At 64.2% G+C, this 16,946-nt stretch carries 15 protein-coding genes and 1 pseudogene; 9 read left to right on the top strand and 7 right to left on the bottom strand.

From position 1 onward, the window contains the following. Positions 1-52: 52 nt before the first annotated feature. Entirely contained in the window at positions 53-631 is a 579-nt protein-coding gene (locus K408_RS38680) for a histidine phosphatase family protein (RefSeq protein ID WP_024341307.1), read from the bottom strand. 20 nt (positions 632-651) lie between these two features. Then, complete coding sequence (locus K408_RS44320; RefSeq protein ID WP_024341306.1) at positions 652-1,329, bottom strand: dimethylarginine dimethylaminohydrolase family protein; 678 nt, start codon at positions 1,327-1,329, stop codon at positions 652-654. Between K408_RS44320 and K408_RS0125475 the strand changes: the two are divergent. After that, a pseudogene (locus K408_RS0125475) lies at positions 1,262-1,699 on the top strand (EAL domain-containing protein); the annotation flags it as partial. The gene K408_RS44320 and the pseudogene K408_RS0125475 overlap by 68 nt on opposite strands. A gap of 113 nt (positions 1,700-1,812) precedes the next feature. Here K408_RS0125475 and K408_RS0125470 read toward each other — a convergent pair. Further along, entirely contained in the window at positions 1,813-3,150 is a 1,338-nt protein-coding gene (locus K408_RS0125470; protein ID WP_024341304.1) for a S41 family peptidase, read from the bottom strand. A 303-nt stretch (positions 3,151-3,453) separates the two neighbouring features. On the opposite strand from K408_RS0125470, the gene K408_RS0125465 reads away from it, so the two are divergent. The 6 genes from K408_RS0125465 (at position 3,454) to K408_RS0125440 (ending at position 8,777) form a co-directional block, all read left to right on the top strand. Next, positions 3,454-4,587: an alpha-hydroxy acid oxidase gene (locus K408_RS0125465; RefSeq protein ID WP_024341303.1), complete on the top strand. Its 1,134-nt coding sequence runs from the start codon at positions 3,454-3,456 to the stop codon at positions 4,585-4,587. Between the two features lie 29 nt (positions 4,588-4,616). Beyond that, positions 4,617-5,240, top strand: a complete 624-nt coding sequence (locus K408_RS0125460) for an HAD family hydrolase (protein ID WP_024341302.1) — start codon at positions 4,617-4,619, stop codon at positions 5,238-5,240. Between the two features lie 155 nt (positions 5,241-5,395). Continuing rightward, positions 5,396-5,602 (top strand): hypothetical protein, encoded by a 207-nt coding sequence (locus K408_RS0125455; RefSeq protein WP_024341301.1) that lies wholly within the window; start codon positions 5,396-5,398, stop codon positions 5,600-5,602. 206 nt (positions 5,603-5,808) lie between these two features. Further along, on the top strand, positions 5,809-7,020 hold the full coding sequence (locus tag K408_RS0125450; RefSeq protein WP_024341300.1) for a molybdopterin molybdotransferase MoeA: 1,212 nt from the start codon (positions 5,809-5,811) through the stop codon (positions 7,018-7,020). 177 nt (positions 7,021-7,197) lie between these two features. After that, on the top strand, positions 7,198-7,899 hold the full coding sequence (lexA, locus tag K408_RS0125445; protein ID WP_024341299.1) for a transcriptional repressor LexA: 702 nt from the start codon (positions 7,198-7,200) through the stop codon (positions 7,897-7,899). A 443-nt stretch (positions 7,900-8,342) separates the two neighbouring features. Then, positions 8,343-8,777 carry a hypothetical protein gene (locus K408_RS0125440; RefSeq protein ID WP_024341298.1) on the top strand — a complete coding sequence of 145 codons (435 nt, stop codon included), beginning with the start codon at positions 8,343-8,345 and terminating at the stop codon, positions 8,775-8,777. 114 nt (positions 8,778-8,891) lie between these two features. Here the strand turns inward: K408_RS0125440 and K408_RS0125435 are convergent, their stop codons facing one another. The 4 genes from K408_RS0125435 to K408_RS0125420 all read right to left on the bottom strand — a co-directional run bounded on the left by K408_RS0125435 (position 8,892) and on the right by K408_RS0125420 (position 13,671). After that, on the bottom strand, positions 8,892-11,177 hold the full coding sequence (locus K408_RS0125435; RefSeq protein WP_024341297.1) for a ComEC/Rec2 family competence protein: 2,286 nt from the start codon (positions 11,175-11,177) through the stop codon (positions 8,892-8,894). Between the two features lie 97 nt (positions 11,178-11,274). Then, the gene (locus K408_RS0125430) at positions 11,275-11,508 is read right to left on the bottom strand and encodes a DUF2171 domain-containing protein (RefSeq protein WP_024341296.1); all 234 of its coding nucleotides are present in this window, start codon (positions 11,506-11,508) and stop codon (positions 11,275-11,277) included. Between the two features lie 89 nt (positions 11,509-11,597). Next, positions 11,598-11,984: a nuclear transport factor 2 family protein gene (locus K408_RS0125425; RefSeq protein ID WP_024341295.1), complete on the bottom strand. Its 387-nt coding sequence runs from the start codon at positions 11,982-11,984 to the stop codon at positions 11,598-11,600. A gap of 10 nt (positions 11,985-11,994) precedes the next feature. Continuing rightward, a complete protein-coding gene (locus tag K408_RS0125420) occupies positions 11,995-13,671 on the bottom strand; it encodes a glutamine--tRNA ligase/YqeY domain fusion protein (RefSeq protein WP_024341294.1) in 1,677 nt (558 codons plus the stop codon). A 142-nt stretch (positions 13,672-13,813) separates the two neighbouring features. On the opposite strand from K408_RS0125420, the gene gltX reads away from it, so the two are divergent. Together gltX and gltA are read left to right on the top strand one after the other, a co-directional pair. Beyond that, positions 13,814-15,241 (top strand): glutamate--tRNA ligase, encoded by a 1,428-nt coding sequence (gltX, locus tag K408_RS0125415; protein WP_024341293.1) that lies wholly within the window; start codon positions 13,814-13,816, stop codon positions 15,239-15,241. Positions 15,242-15,388: 147 nt separating this feature from the next. Further along, positions 15,389-16,690 (top strand): citrate synthase, encoded by a 1,302-nt coding sequence (gltA, locus tag K408_RS0125410; protein WP_024341292.1) that lies wholly within the window; start codon positions 15,389-15,391, stop codon positions 16,688-16,690. The last annotated feature ends 256 nt before the right edge of the window (positions 16,691-16,946 follow it).

The following is a 16,946-nucleotide window of genomic DNA, read 5'->3' as shown; positions in this document are numbered from 1 at the left end:
AGGACGTGCCGCCCGCGCACCACCGCGCGGCTTAAAACGCCGGCTCCCGTAGCTAAGTCTCTTCGATATCTTTCCAGCTAGTCCTCAGCGCACCCGAGCTCGAGTCAATGCAGAAATAGCAGCCCCCATTTCTGTTCGGCGCTGTATAGGCCCGCGAAATCTCGACGCCGAGCACACTGCAGAGAAACAACAGACCGACGCCCCCGTGCGAGACTACAACGACATCTTCGAAAGGGTGCCTGGTTCGGATATCGCGCACGGCATTCGCGACGCGCCGCTGCGCGTCCACTGCCCGCTCCCAGCCCCTGACGCTGTGCATCGGGTTTTCCATCGCCAGTTCGCCTAGACTGTCATGCAGAGCTTTTGGCAGGTATCCGGTCGATGAACGATCGATCTCGCCAAGCCGACTATCGACATCTAAAGGTACCCCAAGCCGATGGCTGATGATTTCGCCTCCATCGAGGGCCTTGCGCTCTGAACTTGTGTAGACATGTCTGACGTTGGATACCTCCTTGCGGGCGCAGAAACTCTCCATCCTAGCACGTCCAATAGGGGACAAATGCCATTCCGGCACAGGAACCTTGGGGTCTATCACGACCTCTGGATGTGTAAGAAAGAAGAGAGTTGACATGGGTATGGAACCAGAAAGGCTCAAGTCGATCTTGGCTCTCTTCGCAAGATACCGGTAACGCAGTGCACGGCGCCGCCCGCCTTCATTATCTCAGACAGATCGACCTCGATGCAATCAACTCCGTGTCGACCCAGCATATCGATCGTCCGCGGATTTCCCATGGGAATTAGAACTCGCCTTGGCCCCAGAGCGACCATGTTGATGGGCATCCCATTCCTCGCCTCCTGCTCGTCCGGCAGCTGAATTATTTCATAATCTGCTCCTCCTAGCGTCTCGTAGAGTTTGTATGAAGCATGCTTCGGGTAAATTATAGCAAGATCCTTGTCCACCAAGCTGACCACTCCGTCCAGATGGCCACACCCGAATGTGGTTTCGACAGCGACTACTTCAATCTGCTGAAACCGCAAGCACTCCGCAATTTGCTTCACACCTTCCGCATTCGAACGAATTGAGTTCGCCACGAAAGCTCGTCGAGGACCAAAGAACAGTAAATCAGGTCCTTCAAACGTGCCATGGCCGTGTACTGTGAAAAGGATTGGTACGGAAAGCTCCGCGAGTCTAGAGGCGGTCTTGATCTCCTCGCCGGCACGCGACGCTCCCGCTAAGCGGCAGATGATTGCGCCCTCCGGCGTCACGGAGGCGGTCCTGATCCGCGACGACGATGCCGCGCTCGCGATCCTGCACCAGCTCCACGCCATCGGGGTGCGGATCGCGCTCGACGATTTCGGCACCGGCTACTCGTCGCTGAGCTATCTGCACCGCTTCCCGTTCGACAAGATCAAGATCGATCGCTGCTTCGTCGACGACATCGCCCGCCCCGACGGCTCGGCCAGCATCGTACAGGCCGTCGTCAATCTGGCGACTGCCCGCCGCATGACCACCACGGCCGAGGGCGTCGAGACCGAGGAGCAGCAGCGCCTGCTGCGCACGCTCGGCTGCTCGGAGATGCAGGGCTATCTGTTCAGCGCCGCCAGGCCCGCCGACAAGGTGCTGGAGCTGTTCGCGCTGCACCGCAGCCGGCTCGCCCGGCGCGAAGGCAGCGAGAGCCGCCGCCGCGAGGCCGGTTAGGCTTCGGCGAGACCGAGGGGCTGACGTCGACGCGGAGACAGCGCCCGAACAAATTCGCCCGGAAGCGGACATCCACTCCCGGGCGATCAAGATCTAAGTCTGAGGTCATCAGATCAGTTCGGCACCGCAGCTTTCGCCGGCCGCTTGGCGGCGATGGCGTTCGCCGTGCCGCCGTGCAGGAAGTCGAACGCTGCATGCAGGGCCTTGTCGTCCTCCTCCTTCGGCGGAACATAGGATTGCGACCCGGTCTGCTCGCCGCCCTCGCCGGCCGAGAGATGCCCGCGCATCTGGGCCTCGGCCATGGTGTCCATCCGGCCCTTCAGCTCCGGCGGCACGTCCTGGAGGATCTCGATGTCGGGCGCGATGCCCTGGGCCTGGATCGAGCGACCCGACGGCGTGTAGTAGCGCGCCGTCGTCAGCGCCAGCGCGCCGTTGCCGGAGCCGAGCGGAATGATGGTCTGCACGGAGCCCTTACCGAAAGAACGCGTGCCGATGATCGTCGCCCGCTTGTGGTCGTGCAGCGCACCGGCGACGATCTCGGAGGCCGAGGCCGAGCCGCCGTTGATCAGCACCACGATCGGCTTGCCCTTGGTGAGATCGCCGCCTTGGGCGGTGAAGCGCTGGGTTTCTTCCGGACTGCGGCCGCGGGTCGACACGACCTCGCCACGCTGCATGAAGGCGCTGGACACCGACACGGCCTGGTCGAGCAGGCCGCCGGGATTGTTGCGCAGATCCAGCACGTAGCCTGTGAGCTTCTCCGGCGACACCTGCTTGGAGATCGACGCGATCGCCTTCTTCAGGCCATCGGTGGTCTGCTCGTTGAATGAGGTAATGCGGATATAGCCGATGTCGCCGTTCTCGACGCGGAAGCGCACGGGGCGCACGTGGATGATCTCGCGCGTGATCGCGACTTCAAGCGGCGCGTCCGCGCCCTTGCGCACGATGGTCAGCTTGGTCTTGGTGTTGACCGGGCCCTTCATCTTGTTGACCGCCTGCTCGAGCGTCATGCCCTGCACGGCTTCGCCGTCGATCTTGCTGATGAGGTCGCCGGACATGAGACCGGCCTTGGACGCCGGCGTGTCGTCGATGGGCGACACCACCTTGACGAGGCCATCCTCCATCGTGACCTCGATGCCGAGGCCGCCGAACTCGCCGGAGGTGGTCTCCTGCATCTCGGTCCAGGCCTTCGCGTTCATATAGCGCGAATGCGGATCGAGCGAAGTCACCATGCCGGTGATCGCACCCTCGATCAGCTTGGCATTGTCGGGCTTCTCCACATAGCTCGCCTTGACGCGCTCGAACACCGCGCCGAACAGATTGAGCTGGCTGTAGGCATCATTCGCGCCCGCCGCCGCCCGCGCCGCCCATACGGAGCCGTGCGGGCTCGCTACCAGAAGGGTCAGGCAGGCTCCGGTGAGTGCGCCGAGGGGGAACAGCAGGGATTTCCGCATGGATGAGGGTGCCTTTTGCTTGGCGGTTCTCTTGGAGCTGAGGAGGCGCCATACAAATGGCGATCCAGCCCGCTTCTCACAATACCATTCCGGTTTCTTCAAGGCCGGGATGCCACGTTGGCGGGTATGCCGACGAAATCCCTTCGCCTTGGACTAAACTTTTGGCAACGTCCCGGTTGTTGCGCGGAAAGCGCAAACCGGTCGGCCCGCCGCGCCTCGCAGCTATGCGATTTTACGATGGTTTGGGAGGCCCGGACGCGATAGGCGATGACGATAAGGCTTCAAATTCTCGGGAGGATAACAATGAACGAAGCGCCCCGCATCCAGCCGGACCGGAACGTCGAGCTCGGTGCCAGCAACGAGCCGTTCCAGAACCTGCACGAGTTCATCCGGAAAGCGCGCGCCAACCTCAACCAGAATGCCTGGGACTACATCGTCGGCGCCGCCGAGACCGAAACCACGATGCGCCGCAACCGCATGGCTCTGGACGAGATCGCCTTCCGCCCGCGCGTGCTGCGCGACGTCCGCAAGGTCGACGGCGGGGTCGATCAGTTCGGCCGCAGGATGCGCTTGCCGGTCGTGCTCGCTCCCGTCGGTGCCCTCGAGATCTTCGATCCGGATGGCGCGGCAAGCGTGGCGCGCGCCGCCGGCGCTTTCGGTGCGGCGCACATGCTGAGCTCGGTATCCGAACCAGGACTGGAAAAGACCGCCGAATCCGCGCCCGATGCGCTACGGCTTTATCAGCTCTATGTCCGCGGCGACGATGCCGTCGTCGCCGATGTCGTCAGCCGGGCCGAGAAGAACGCCTATGCGGCCTTCTGCCTGACCGTTGACACCGCCCATTACAGCCGTCGTGAACGCGACATCGCCAAGCGCTACGTTCGCGAGAGCCGCCTGCGCGCCACAGGGGGCGATTTCCAGAAGGGCCTGGAATGGCGGACGGTCAAGATGATCAAGGACAAATTCGAGATACCACTGATTCTGAAGGGCATCGCCACGGCAGAGGACGCGCTGATCGCACTCGATCATGGCGTGGACTGGATTTACGTCTCCAACCATGGCGGCCGCCAACTCGACCACGGCCGCGGTGCCATGCATGTGCTGCCCGAGATCGTCGATGCCGTGAAGGGCCGCGCCAAGATCATGGTCGACGGCGGTTTCGGTCGCGGCACCGACATCGTCAAGGCGATCGCTGCGGGCGCGGACCTCGTCGGCATCGGGCGGTTGCAATGCTGGGCGCTGGCGGCGGCAGGCGAAGCCGGAGTCGCACGGATGCTGGAGCTGCTTGAGGACGAGGTGCTGCGCTGCCTTGGCCTGTTGGGCGCCACCTCGTTCGCCGAGGTGGACAAGTCCTGCCTGCATCCGGCAACCGCCACCAACGCGCCGAGCGTGTTCAGCGCGTTCCCGCTGTTCGACCATGAGCCCTATCGCTACTGACCTGCCAATACTGACGTCAGAAGGAAGCAATGACATCGCTCTCTCCCGGCAGCGCGGATGCGCTTCTGTTCGACCTCGGGCGCGTGGTGCTCGACATCGACTTCTCCAAGGCGATCGCCTGCTGGGCAGGGCATGCCGGTTGCCAGCCGGAGGCCATCGTCGCGCGCTATGTGCGCGACGAGGCCTACCGGCTGCACGAGATCGGGAAGATCAGTGACGAGGACTATTTCGCCTCGCTGCGTGCTTCACTCGGAATCGGCATCTCGGACGCGCAATTCCTGGAAGGCTGGAACGCGATCTTCGCCGGGGAGATGCCTGACATCGCCGAGCTGCTGCCGCGCGCGGCGAAACTGATGCCGCTCTATGCCTTTTCCAACACCAATCGGCCGCATGTGGACTATTTCTCGAAGGAATATGCCAGCGTGCTCGGCCATTTCCGCGAACTGTATTTGTCGTCCAGCATCGGCCTGCGCAAACCGGATGCCGAGGCATTCGATCACGTCGTGGCGGCGATCGGCGTGCCGGCGGAGCGCATTGTGTTCTTCGATGATCTGGCAGAGAATATCGAAGGCGCACGGGCGCGCGGCCTGACCGCCGTCCATGTGACGTCGCCGCGCGATGTCGGCAACGCATTGAGGGCCTTGGGTATCTGAAACCCCTTGCAGGCGTCACGACACGGTTCCCGGAACTGGATTGGCGCAGCTCAGGAACCCGAGGCCTTTGTGCATTTTTATACGGAGTTCCCGGAACAGAATACCACCCAACGGACTCATGAGTCCGTTGGGACTTCTACATTGGACTTATCCACGTGCTGGGCAAAACCTATCTCACCAGGCAGGCTTCTCTGCTGCTTGAATTCGCCAGAACCACCTCGGATTCTGAACTTTCCGCCAAGCTGATCAGCAAGGCCGCCGACCTGAAGTCCCAGGCCGACCCTCTGCCAGACAAGGATCAAGGCCCCAAAGCGCCCGACGTCGCCTCGAACGACGGCTGGGGCCGACCAAGCGGAAGTTGACCGACGTTGGCCGCGGCGCTCGTTCTTCTCGTGCTCGCCATGGCCATCCTCATGCCGGTCTGTCTCACCTTCCGGACCATGCCCAGGCGGAGTTGAGCCTCATTGATGACGCAGGATAAATCATCCTGCTTCCCGCTTTGCCTCGCGTTCGCACTCCGCTAGAACTCTCGCCGCATTTGCGATCTGCTCAGCAGGAGTTTCCGCCCGTGGCCCTGATGCCGGTTTCTGACGCGCTCGCGGCGGTGCTGGCCGGGGCCGAGCCGCTGGCCGAAGAAACGGTTTCCCTCGAGGGGGCCTACCATCGCGTGCTCGCGCGCGACGTCGCGGCGCGGCGCACGCAACCGCCTGAGGCGATGTCGGCGATGGACGGTTACGCAGTGCGGGCGGCCGATGCGGCCACGATCGATTCCAGGCTGACGGTAACGGGCGAGGTCGCAGCGGGCCGTCCGTTCGCTGGAAGGGTCGGCGCCGGCGAAGCCGTACGAATCTTCACGGGCGGCGTCGTTCCCGATGGCGCCGACGCGGTTGTGATCCAGGAGGACACGATCGCCCAAGGAAAGCTCATCACGATCAAGGAGGCCGCGGTTCCCGGCCGGCACATCCGCCCCGCCGGCGTCGACTTCCGCGAGGGCGATGTGCTGCTGCGCAAGGGAACCCGCCTCACCGAGCGCGATCTGGCGCTGGCCGCGGCGATGAATCACCCGCAGCTCGCCGTCTGCCGCCGTCCGAAGGTCGCGATCCTTGCCACCGGCGACGAACTGGTTGCGCCGGGCAGTTCGCCCGGTCCCGGCCAGATCGTCTATTCCAACGGCTACGCCCTGCACGCGCTCGCGCGCAGCGAGGGCGCCGAGACCATCGATCTCGGCGTTGCCGCCGATACGCTGAAGTCCACGTCCGCCGGCATCCGCCGCGCCCGCGAGAGCGGTGCCGACATCCTGATCACCACCGGTGGAGCGTCGGTCGGCGACCACGACCTGGTCCAGCAGGCGCTGAGGGACGAAGGCATCTCGATGGCGTTCTGGAAGATCGCGATTCGGCCCGGCAAGCCGATGATGCACGGCCGGCTCGGCGCGATGCGCGTGATCGGCCTGCCCGGCAATCCCGTATCATCTTACGTGTGCGCCTTCCTGTTCATGGTGCCGCTGATTCGTGCGCTATCGGGCCGCTCAATGATTCATCATCAGCGCGAGCGCGCCGTGCTGGGTCGCGACCTCGGTGCCAATGACCAGCGCGAGGATTATCTGCGCGCACGCCTGGAGCTGCGCGACGACGGCGCGCTCGTTGCCGTTCCCGTGAGCCATCAGGACTCCTCGCTGCTTGCGAATCTTGCTGCGGCACAGGTACTTCTCGTGCGCGCACCGTTCGCGCCGAAGGCCGAAGCCGGCACGCCATGCGAGGTGCTGCGGCTTCCGGTCTGAGCTGCAGGGCCACACGCATTCCGCGAACTCCGCCCCGTTCACCGTAAATTAAGCAGTTGCGGAACACATATCGAACATATAGTGTCCGTTCATGATTTGTTTCGAGATGTAGCGGCCTTATCGCCGAAATTCATCGTCTCGGAATCGAACGACATCAACCGGGGGACTTTGGTCGAGATGTTGACGCGCAAACAATACGAGCTTCTGCGGTTCATCAGCGAACGTCTGAAGGAGAGCGGCGTGCCGCCATCCTTCGATGAGATGAAGGATGCGCTCGACCTGCGCTCGAAGTCAGGCATCCATCGCCTGATCACGGCGCTCGAGGAACGCGGCTTCATCCGCCGCCTGCCAAACCGGGCCCGTGCCATCGAGGTGATCAAGCTGCCGGAGCTCCAGGCCGCTGCCGGCAGCCGCCGCGGCTTCACGCCTAGCGTCATCGAGGGCAATCTCGGGAGGATACGCCCCACGTCCAGCCCGCCTGCGGACGAAGGCGAGCGTCCCGTTGCGGTGCCCGTGATGGGGCGCATCGCAGCCGGCACGCCGATCGAGGCGTTGCAGACCCGGAGCCACACCATCAGCGTGCCGCCTGACATGCTCGGCTCAGGCGAGCATTATGCGCTCGAGGTACGCGGCGATTCGATGGTCGAGGCCGGCATCCTCGACGGCGACATGGCTCTGATCCAGCGCAACGAGAGTGCCAATACCGGTGACATCGTGGTGGCGCTGATCGATGACGAGGAGGCCACGCTCAAGCGCTTCCGCCGCCGCGGTGCCTCGATTGCGCTCGAGCCTGCCAATGCCGCCTACGAGGTCCGCATCCTGCCGCCGAACCGCGTGAAAATTCAGGGCAAGCTGATCGGGCTTTACCGGAAGTACTGAGCGGATCCAGCGTCCGAGCTTTGTGGCGCGGATGAAGATCGCTCCGGCTGGATGGTTTTCTGGTTCTGCGCAGATTATCCGGCCCCTTTTTCTCCCGCGCGATGTCTCAGGCTTGCTTGCGAGCAGCATCGCCGCCCGCCGATTCAAAGCGACGACCGCGCGTCGGTTCGCTTTGAGCGGAAGCGCAGCAGCGCTGATGGCAGCATCGGCGTCGTGTGGCTGTTGCACGATCGCCGCATCGTCTGCAGAGCAATCGTATGCGGCTGCCGAAAATGCTCCGAAGCGAGCTTTGTTCCTATTGGATTGGGGAAAGATAATGTGATCGCGGCCTGCGGACGCAGCCGCAGATTTGCCTACAACGAAGCAGAGCGTTGCGTGCTTCCACCCTGTTGGAGGCCTGCGCCTCAAAGAGGTGCGGGTCATCTTCACATGAGGAGCACCCGATGTGTGACTACAGCCTGCATGCCATCGCGACGCGCCCGGCCGAAGTCGGCGAGACCATCGTCACGACAACGTTCCGCGGCACCTCAACGCGCGGCTTCGCGTCTGAAGCCGATCTCTCCGTCGCAGTCTGCCTGCTGCCGGGCACCGAGCTCGCTTTTGCCGACAACGTCCGTTACGATAATCGCTGGATCTGGACGCGCACCGTCAACTCCCGCGTCGGCAAGTTCGGCAAGATCGACCCGCACATTCCCGATCGCCATCATGACGCGATCGAATTCCCGGACGGCAAGTCCGTGCTGGTGACACAGCTGGTCGAAGGCCAGCGCGCGACCGTGCTGCAGCTGCCGGTGACCCAGACAATTGGCGAGCGCGAGCACAAGCCGCAGATCGCCGCCGGGACCCGGTCGACGATCACCCGCCTGTCGATCGACTGAAGCCGTCGTCCCGACCGAGAGGTCGAGAACCAGGATCAAAATGCCATCGCCGGCCGCGGCCGGCGAGATGGTATGGGTGCGTTCATGGAAGCCCGTCGGTTCGCCTGGTCCCGTCTATCCTCCATCGTCAGCCTGCAAGTCGGCATCCGATGGCGTTGCGTCCCGATTGCGGGGCAGTGCCGTCTTCGGCGCGAGGCTGCCGTCGAAGTCTCCCTCGCCGGCGCCCGCCGGCAACCAGGGGCGGCTTGCGCTGCGCGCCCTCACGGCCTGAACCGAGAAGCCTTCGCCGCTCCGCGTCAGAGCCAGTGCACCCTGACTGGCCAGACGCGGCCGGTCGATGACCATCGCCGCGCAATCAGGGGGCACGGGCCGCGCCGTCACCACCAGCGCGGCGCGGCTGCAATCGTCCGCCAGCGCGTCGATGCGGAGAGAAAGCGCGACCAAGCGCCCGTCAGCCAAGGCCGTGACGCAGCCGGACGCGTCGCAAGACACACCGTCGGCCAGCGAGGCACTGCCGGCGTCGCGGGGATCGCCGTCGGCAGCCAGCCATTGCTTGAGCAGGAAGCCATCCCTGCTCGCGCGGATCACATGCAGATGCCCGTCCCTGCCCCGCACGGCGACGCTCGCGCCGTCCCCGGCGATCAGGATATCGGGCTGTCGCACCGACAGCCCCCAGATGATCGCGGCAAACAGCACCAGCGCACCGGACCAGCGCAAGGGCGTGCGCAACAGGCCCATCACGATGATCCCGAGGCTCGCCGCGATCAGCGGCGCGATCCCGAACGCGGGAATGCGGCCGACCGCGCCGGGCAATGCCGCCACCCAGCGCGAGACCGCGACCATCCAGTCGATGCCGATCCCCATCAGCCACCAGAACACGCCGTCGAGCCCGAACGGCGCCGCGAGCAGCCCCAACAGCCCGGCCGGCATCACCAGCGCCGAGACCACCGGCATCGCGCCGAGATTGGCGAGCACGCCGTATGGCGTCACGCGGTGGAAGTGGAAGGCGGCATAGGGCGTGGTGGCAAGCCCGGCGATCAAGGAGGCCAGGAACAATATCGCGATCTCGCGGCCGCCCCACAGCGCGATCCGCGCCGTTGCGGAATGATCGGGCGATGCGAGCAGGTTCGGCATGCCGATCTGCACCAGCGCCACCAGCCCGAGCGTTGCGGCAAATGACATCTGAAAACTGGGATGAACCAGGGCCTCCGGTGCGACCGCGAGCACGATCAGTGCGGCCACCGCAAGCGTCCTGAACGTGATGGCGCGGCGGTCCACCATCACGGCGATCAGCACCACCGCCGTCATGAAGAACGACCTCTGCGTCGCGACCTCTGCGCCCGACAGCAGCAGGTAGAACGCAGCCGCAACCAGCGCCGCTGCCGCCGACCACTTCTTGATCGCGAAGCCGGCCGCCAGTCCCGGGATCAACGCCAGCAGCGCGCGCACTGCGAAGAATACGACGCCGGCGACGACCGCCATGTGGTAGCCGGAGATCGACAGCACATGGCCCAGCCCCGAGACGAACATGGCGTCGTTGACGGGCGCGGTGATCGCATCACGCCGGCCGGTGAGCAGCGCCGTCGCGATCGCTCGGTTGTCGCCTTCGAGCGTGGCACGGATGCGCCCGTCGATCGCATCGCGCAGGCCCTGCATGAAAGCCGCGTAGCGCAGCCGCAAGCCGCCGGCATCCGGCGGCGTCGACGCCGTGATCGTGCCCATCACGAAGCCGGAGGCGCCGATGCCCTGGAAGAACATGTCGCGTGAGAAATCATAGCTGCCGGGGCGCACCGGCGAGATCGGCGGCAGCAGCCGGGCCTTCAGCTGCACGAAGCTGCCGACCTCCGGTGCCGTTCCCTTCCGAACCGAAAGACGCACGCGCTCGAGCTTGATGTCGCTGCGCTGCGCCTCCATCGCGGTGACGCGCAGCACGAAACGATCGGTGCGCTCGCGGATGTCCCGCGCTTCAACGAACCCCGACAGCGACACCGAATAGAGCGGCTTTGCCAAAACGGTGTGAGCGACGCGCGCGGTCTTCCAGGTCGCGACGGCAAAGCCGACGGCGACCGCTGCGATCATGATGGCGGGGGCGAACAGGCGGCTCCGCCGCAGCAGCACCGCGCCGAGCATCAGCGCGGCCGCTGTCGTTGCCACGACCCACAGCACAGGCTCGTGATCCGCGGCGAAGTAGAGTGCAATCCCGCCCCCGAAGGCGACCGGCACCCAGGGCAACAACCGGCCGGGCCCCGCCTCGGCGCGGGCCCATTGGCGCAGCGTCTCGGCGATGGCGGGCCAAAGGCCAAGGTCAGCCGGCGCGAAGCCGCCAGCGGGCGCGACACGGCCGACCGGCCACGTCCCGGCGACTCCCTGGGAGCGCACTGGCCGGCTCCGCTCCGCCATTCCCCCTGCACCTTGCGATACGCGACGGGCGACGAGGCTACTGGAAGGTGCGACTGCTCAGATAGCGGTACAGATCAGGAACAAGCGGCCGAGCGCCCTACTTTTCCTCTTCCATCGTCACGGCCACCGACGCCTTGGCGGACAGACGGACCTTGTTGCCTTCGACGTCGGCAACGAGGCCCTTGTCGATGAAATGATGGTGACCCTTGTGACTGCCCTCGCCACTGTCCTTCTTGGTCAGCTTGATGCGATTGCCCTCGACGCGATCGACGGTGCCGACATGAACGCCGTCGGCGCCGATCACTTCCATATGCTCTGCAATGTTCTGCATGGCCGGATCCCTGTTTGGATCCCACTCAACGCACCAGCCCCACGTTCGTTTCCAGCACCTGATGAGGATCCTGTGTGCGGCGAGGCACGTCAGATCAGCGGCGCCTGCGAGGAGGCATGGTGGTTGACAATCTTCCAGTCGCCGTCCTCGCGGACGATCACCCAGCTCATCTTGACCATGAGATCGGCACGCTCGCCGGCAAGATCGAACGAGATGGTCGCAGCCATGTTGATGAGGTCGGGACCCGACTGAGCCGCCTGTACATCCGAGAACGCGGCGCTCGGTTTGCGCCAGCGCGGCAAGCCGTTGAAATAGTCGGCGACGCCGTCCCTGCCCCGATAGAGTTTCGGATTGGAGCCGAAGAAGAACGCGTTCTTCGAATACAGCGACGACAGCGCCGAGGCGTCGAGCTTTGCGAAGCCTGCGCACCATTTCGAGATGATGGCGGAAACGATCTCGCCGGCCTCACTGCTCATGACCGCTCCCTCAGCCTTTGGCGACTTCCTTCGCAAACGTATCACGTAGGCCGATGGTGCGCGAGAACACCGGCTTGCCAGGCGTCGAGTCCTTGTCACGCACGAAATAGCCCTGGCGCTCGAACTGCATCGGCTCGGTCGAATTGCTCTCGGCAACGGAAGCCTCCACCCGCGCGTCGGAGAGAATCTCCAGCGAGTTCGGATTGAGATCGGCTGCAAAATTGGAGGCGTCTGGGGTCGGATTGGCGAAAAGCTGGTTGTAGATGCGGATCTCCGCCGGCTTCGAAGTCGCGGCCGGCAGCCAGTGCATGGTCGCCTTGACCTTGCGGCCGTCGGGCGCGTTGCCGCCCTTGGTCGCGGGATCGTAGGTGCAGCGCAGCTCCACCACCTCGCCCTTGTCGTTCTTGATCACGCCGGTGCATTTGACGAAATAGGCATAACGCAGCCGCACCTCGTTGCCCGGCGACAGACGGAAGAACTTCTTGGGCGGGTTCTCCATGAAGTCGTCCTGCTCGATATAGATCTCGCGGCCGAAAGTGATCTTGCGCGTGCCGGCGCTGGCGTCGTCGGGATGGTTGATCGCCTCGAGCTCTTCGGTCTGCCCTTCCGGATAATTCTCGATTACGACCTTCAGCGGCCTCAACACCGCCATGCGGCGCTGGGCCGTGCGGTTCAGCTCCTCGCGGATGCAGAACTCGAGCATGCCGACATCCACCACGCTGTTGGCCTTGGCGACGCCGATGCGCCTGACGAATTCGCGCAAGGCCGCCGGCGGCACGCCGCGGCGGCGCATGCCTGCCATGGTCGGCATGCGCGGATCGTCCCAGCCCGCGACATGACCGTCGCGGACCAGCTGGGTCAGCACGCGCTTCGACAGCAGCGTGTAGGTCAGGTTCAGCCGCGCGAACTCATACTGGTGCGGCTTGGACGGCACCGGCAGCTTCTCGATGAACCAGTCATAGAGCGGCCGGTGGTCCTCGAACTCCAGCGTGCAGATCGAATGCGTGATGCCTTCGATGGCGTCGGACTGGCCATGCGCATAGTCGTAGCTCGGATAGATGCTCCACTTCGTGCCGGTGCGCGGATGGTGCGCATGCAGGATGCGGTACAGCACGGGGTCGCGCAGGTTGATGTTGCCCGCGGCCATGTCGATCTTGGCCCGCAGCACGCGCGCACCGTTGGGGAATTCGCCGGCCTTCATGCGGCGGAACAGGTCGAGATTCTCCTCCACGCTGCGGTCGCGGAACGGCGAGTTCTTGCCGGGCTCGGTCAGCGTGCCGCGCGAGAGACGGATCTCCTCCTGGCTCTGGTCGTCGACATAGGCGAGCCCGTCGCGGATCAGCTGCTCCGCCCATTCGTACAGGCGGTCGAAATAGTCCGAGGCATAGAACAGGTTCTTGCCCCAGTCGAAGCCGAGCCAGCGCACGTCGGCCTGGATGGAATCGATGTATTCCTGTTCCTCCTTGACCGGGTTGGTGTCGTCGAAGCGCAAGTGACAGCGGCCCGGAAACTCCTGGGCGATGCCGAAGTTGAGTGCGATCGACTTGGCGTGGCCGATATGCAGGTAGCCGTTCGGCTCCGGCGGGAACCGGGTCACGATCTCCTTGTACTTGCCCTGCTCGAGGTCGGCCTGGATGATGTCACGAATGAAATCGCGCCCAACCTCAGCTGCCACCGGTTCTGTCATCACGAAAATCCTGTAAGGAAATCAGCGGTCCTTCTGCCAAATTCGCGTCGCCGCGCCAAGGCCTTGCCGTCCGCCGTCGGGCTTTAGTTATGCTCCGGGCCTGCTATACACCACCGCTTCCAATGCATGGGCCCTGCCAAGAATGTCCGATTCCGTCGTCACCCGCTTCGCTCCCTCGCCGACCGGCTTTCTCCATATCGGGGGTGCCCGCACGGCGCTTTTCAACTGGCTCTATGCGAAGAAGCATGGCGGCAAGATGCTGCTCCGGATCGAGGACACCGACCGGGAGCGCTCCACGGAGGCTGCCATCGCGGCCATCCTCGATGGCCTCAAATGGCTGGAGCTCGGCTGGGACGGCGATGTCATCTACCAGTTCGCCCGCGCCGCCCGCCACCGCGAGGTCGCCGAGCAGCTGCTGGCCGACGGCAAGGCCTATCGCTGCTACGCCACCGCCGAGGAGCTCGCCGCCATGCGCGAGAAGGCGCGCGCCGAAGGCCGTACCCGCCTCTATGACGGCATGTGGCGCGACCGCGATCCCGCGACCGCTCCGAGCGATGTCAAGCCGACCATCCGGCTGCGCGCGCCGCAGACCGGCGAGACCGTGATCGAGGACCAGGTTCAGGGCCGCGTGGTCTGGCAGAACGAGAACCTCGACGACCTCGTCCTTTTGCGCGGCGACGGCAACCCGACCTACATGCTCGCCGTGGTGGTCGACGACCACGACATGGGCGTCACCCACGTCATCCGCGGCGACGACCATCTGATCAACGCCGCGCGCCAGAAGCAGATCTATGATGCAATGGGCTGGACGCTGCCCAGCATGTCCCATATCCCGCTCATTCACGGGCCGGATGGCTCCAAGCTGTCGAAGCGGCACGGCGCGCTCGGCGTCGATGCCTACCGCGCCATGGGGTACCTGCCCGCAGCGCTGCGCAACTATCTCGTCCGGCTCGGCTGGAGCCATGGCGACCAGGAGATCTTCTCGACGGAGGAGATGATCGCGGCGTTCGATCTTGCCAGCGTCGGCCGTGCCGCCGCCCGCTTCGATTTTGCCAAGCTGGAGAACCTCAACGGCCACTACATCCGCCACAGCGACGATCAATCGCTCGTGAGGATGTTCGAGGACGTGCTCGACCACGTCGTGCCGAGCCGCGACGAGATTAAGGCCAAGTTAAATGACACGACACGGGCACAGCTTCTCAAGGCCATGCCGGCCCTGAAGGAGCGCGCCAAGACGCTGATCGAGCTGATCGACGGCGCCCATTTCATTTTCGCAGACCGGCCCTTGACGCCCGATCCCAAGGCGCAGGCGTTGCTGACACAAGAAAACCGCAGGCTGATCGGCCGGCTTCATTCCGCGTTGGAGAAAGTCGGGACGTGGAGCGGCTCCACCACCGAAGCCGCGCTGCGCGCCTTTGCCGAGGAAAATGGTCTCAAGCTCGGCGCCGTCGCCCAGCCTTTGCGGGCGGCGCTCACCGGACGGACGACGTCGCCTGGTATATTTGAGGTTTTGGATGTCCTGGGGCGCCAGGAGAGCCTCGACCGGCTTAAGGATCAATCTACGACGTAAGTCGACCATGCGCGCGGCGATCTTGCAGCGCACATAGCAATAATATACCCATCTCCCCGTACATTCTGGAACTTCCGGCCTGCCCCCATTATCTCCCTAGGGGCGCCTCCGGCTCCGGCCCGTTTCACCACACATCGGGGACCTACGATGGACGCAAAACCAAGCAACAAGACCGCCACTCTGACGGTTGGAAACAAGAGTTACGATCTTCCGATCCTCAGCGGCAGCGTCGGGCCTGATGTCGTCGATATCGGCAAGCTTTACGGCCAGTCCGGCCTGTTCACTTACGACCCGGGCTTCACCTCGACCGCGAGCTGCCAGTCCAAGATCACCTATATCGATGGCGACGCGGGCGTCCTGGAGTACCGGGGCTACCCGATCGAGCAGCTTGCCGAGCACGGCGACTTCCTCGAGACCTGCTATCTCCTGCTCTACGGGAACCTGCCCACCGCCGCGCAGAAGAAGGATTTCGATCATCGCGTGACCCATCACACGATGGTGCACGAGCAGATGGCCCGCTTCTTCCAGGGCTTCCGCCGCGACGCCCATCCGATGGCGATCATGGTTGCGGCCGTCGGCGCGCTCGCCGCGTTCTATCACGACAGCACCGACATCAACGATCCGCAGCAGCGCATGATCGCGTCCATGCGCATGATCGCGAAGATCCCGACCCTGGCGGCGATGGCCTACAAGTACACCGTCGGCCAGCCCTTCGTGTATCCGAAGAACTCGCTGGGCTTTGCCGAGAACTTCCTCAACATGTGCTTCGCGGTGCCCTGCGAGGATTACAAAGTGAGCCCCGTGCTCGCCGATGCGCTGGAGAAGATCTTCATCCTGCACGCCGACCACGAGCAGAACGCATCCACCTCGACAGTGCGTATTGCCGGCTCCTCCGGCGCCAACCCGTTCGCCTGCATCGCGGCGGGCATCGCCTGCCTCTGGGGCCCGGCGCATGGCGGCGCGAACGAAGCCGCACTGAACATGCTCTATCAGATCGGCACGGTCGACAAGATCCCCGAGTTCATCGCCAAGGTGAAGGACAAGAGCTCCGAGGTCCGCCTGATGGGCTTCGGTCACCGCGTCTACAAGAACTACGATCCGCGCGCCAAGATCATGCAGAAGATGTGTCACGCCGTGCTCAAGGAGACTGGCCATGGCGACGATCCGATGCTGAAGGTGGCGATGGAGCTCGAAAAGATCGCGCTCAGCGACCAGTACTTCATCGACCGCAAGCTCTACCCGAACGTCGACTTCTATTCAGGCATCACGCTGAAGGCGATGGGCTTCCCGGTGTCGATGTTCACCGTGCTGTTCGCGGTCGCACGCACCGTCGGCTGGATCAGCCAGTGGAGCGAGATGATCGAGGATCCGCAACAGAAGATCGGCCGTCCGCGCCAGCTCTATACCGGCGTGACAAAGCGCGATTACGTTCCGATCGACAAGCGCTAACGCCGGCCGTCACGGGTTTCGAAGCGGCGCCATCGCAAGATGGCGCCGTTTTCGTTTGGCGGAACATTGCGCCTGACCTGTCTGCTCGGTCCCGGCAGCATTCGCGTCCACGTGATTGCGAAGGGCGTGGTGATCACCGAGCGCCGCCGCCGGCTGCGGTATCCGAAAGGTGCAGGCCATTGCCGAGAGGCGCTCGCGTCGGGCCGTCCGCGGTGCGGCGAAGCCCGACGACATTGCCACCATGGAGCTGTTCCTC

It is taken from the genome of Bradyrhizobium sp. in8p8, assembly GCF_000426845.1.
Lineage (GTDB): Bacteria > Pseudomonadota > Alphaproteobacteria > Rhizobiales > Xanthobacteraceae > Bradyrhizobium > Bradyrhizobium japonicum_C.
This window is presented reverse-complemented; position numbering and strand designations above follow the sequence as displayed.

Excerpts from the sequence above, each read along its gene's own strand:
- K408_RS38680 (WP_024341307.1), bottom strand. The coding sequence starts at position 631 with ATGTCAACTCTCTTCTTTCTTACACATCCAGAGGTCGTGATAGACCCC.
- K408_RS44320 (WP_024341306.1), bottom strand. The coding sequence starts at position 1,329 with ATGGCGTGGAGCTGGTGCAGGATCGCGAGCGCGGCATCGTCGTCGCGG.
- K408_RS0125470 (WP_024341304.1), bottom strand. The coding sequence starts at position 3,150 with ATGCGGAAATCCCTGCTGTTCCCCCTCGGCGCACTCACCGGAGCCTGC.
- K408_RS0125465 (WP_024341303.1), top strand. The coding sequence starts at position 3,454 with ATGAACGAAGCGCCCCGCATCCAGCCGGACCGGAACGTCGAGCTCGGT.
- K408_RS0125460 (WP_024341302.1), top strand. The coding sequence starts at position 4,617 with ATGACATCGCTCTCTCCCGGCAGCGCGGATGCGCTTCTGTTCGACCTC.
- lexA (WP_024341299.1), top strand. The coding sequence starts at position 7,198 with ATGTTGACGCGCAAACAATACGAGCTTCTGCGGTTCATCAGCGAACGT.
- K408_RS0125440 (WP_024341298.1), top strand. The coding sequence starts at position 8,343 with ATGTGTGACTACAGCCTGCATGCCATCGCGACGCGCCCGGCCGAAGTC.
- K408_RS0125435 (WP_024341297.1), bottom strand. The coding sequence starts at position 11,177 with ATGGCGGAGCGGAGCCGGCCAGTGCGCTCCCAGGGAGTCGCCGGGACG.
- K408_RS0125430 (WP_024341296.1), bottom strand. The coding sequence starts at position 11,508 with ATGCAGAACATTGCAGAGCATATGGAAGTGATCGGCGCCGACGGCGTT.
- K408_RS0125425 (WP_024341295.1), bottom strand. The coding sequence starts at position 11,984 with ATGAGCAGTGAGGCCGGCGAGATCGTTTCCGCCATCATCTCGAAATGG.
- K408_RS0125420 (WP_024341294.1), bottom strand. The coding sequence starts at position 13,671 with ATGACAGAACCGGTGGCAGCTGAGGTTGGGCGCGATTTCATTCGTGAC.
- gltX (WP_024341293.1), top strand. The coding sequence starts at position 13,814 with ATGTCCGATTCCGTCGTCACCCGCTTCGCTCCCTCGCCGACCGGCTTT.
- gltA (WP_024341292.1), top strand. The coding sequence starts at position 15,389 with ATGGACGCAAAACCAAGCAACAAGACCGCCACTCTGACGGTTGGAAAC.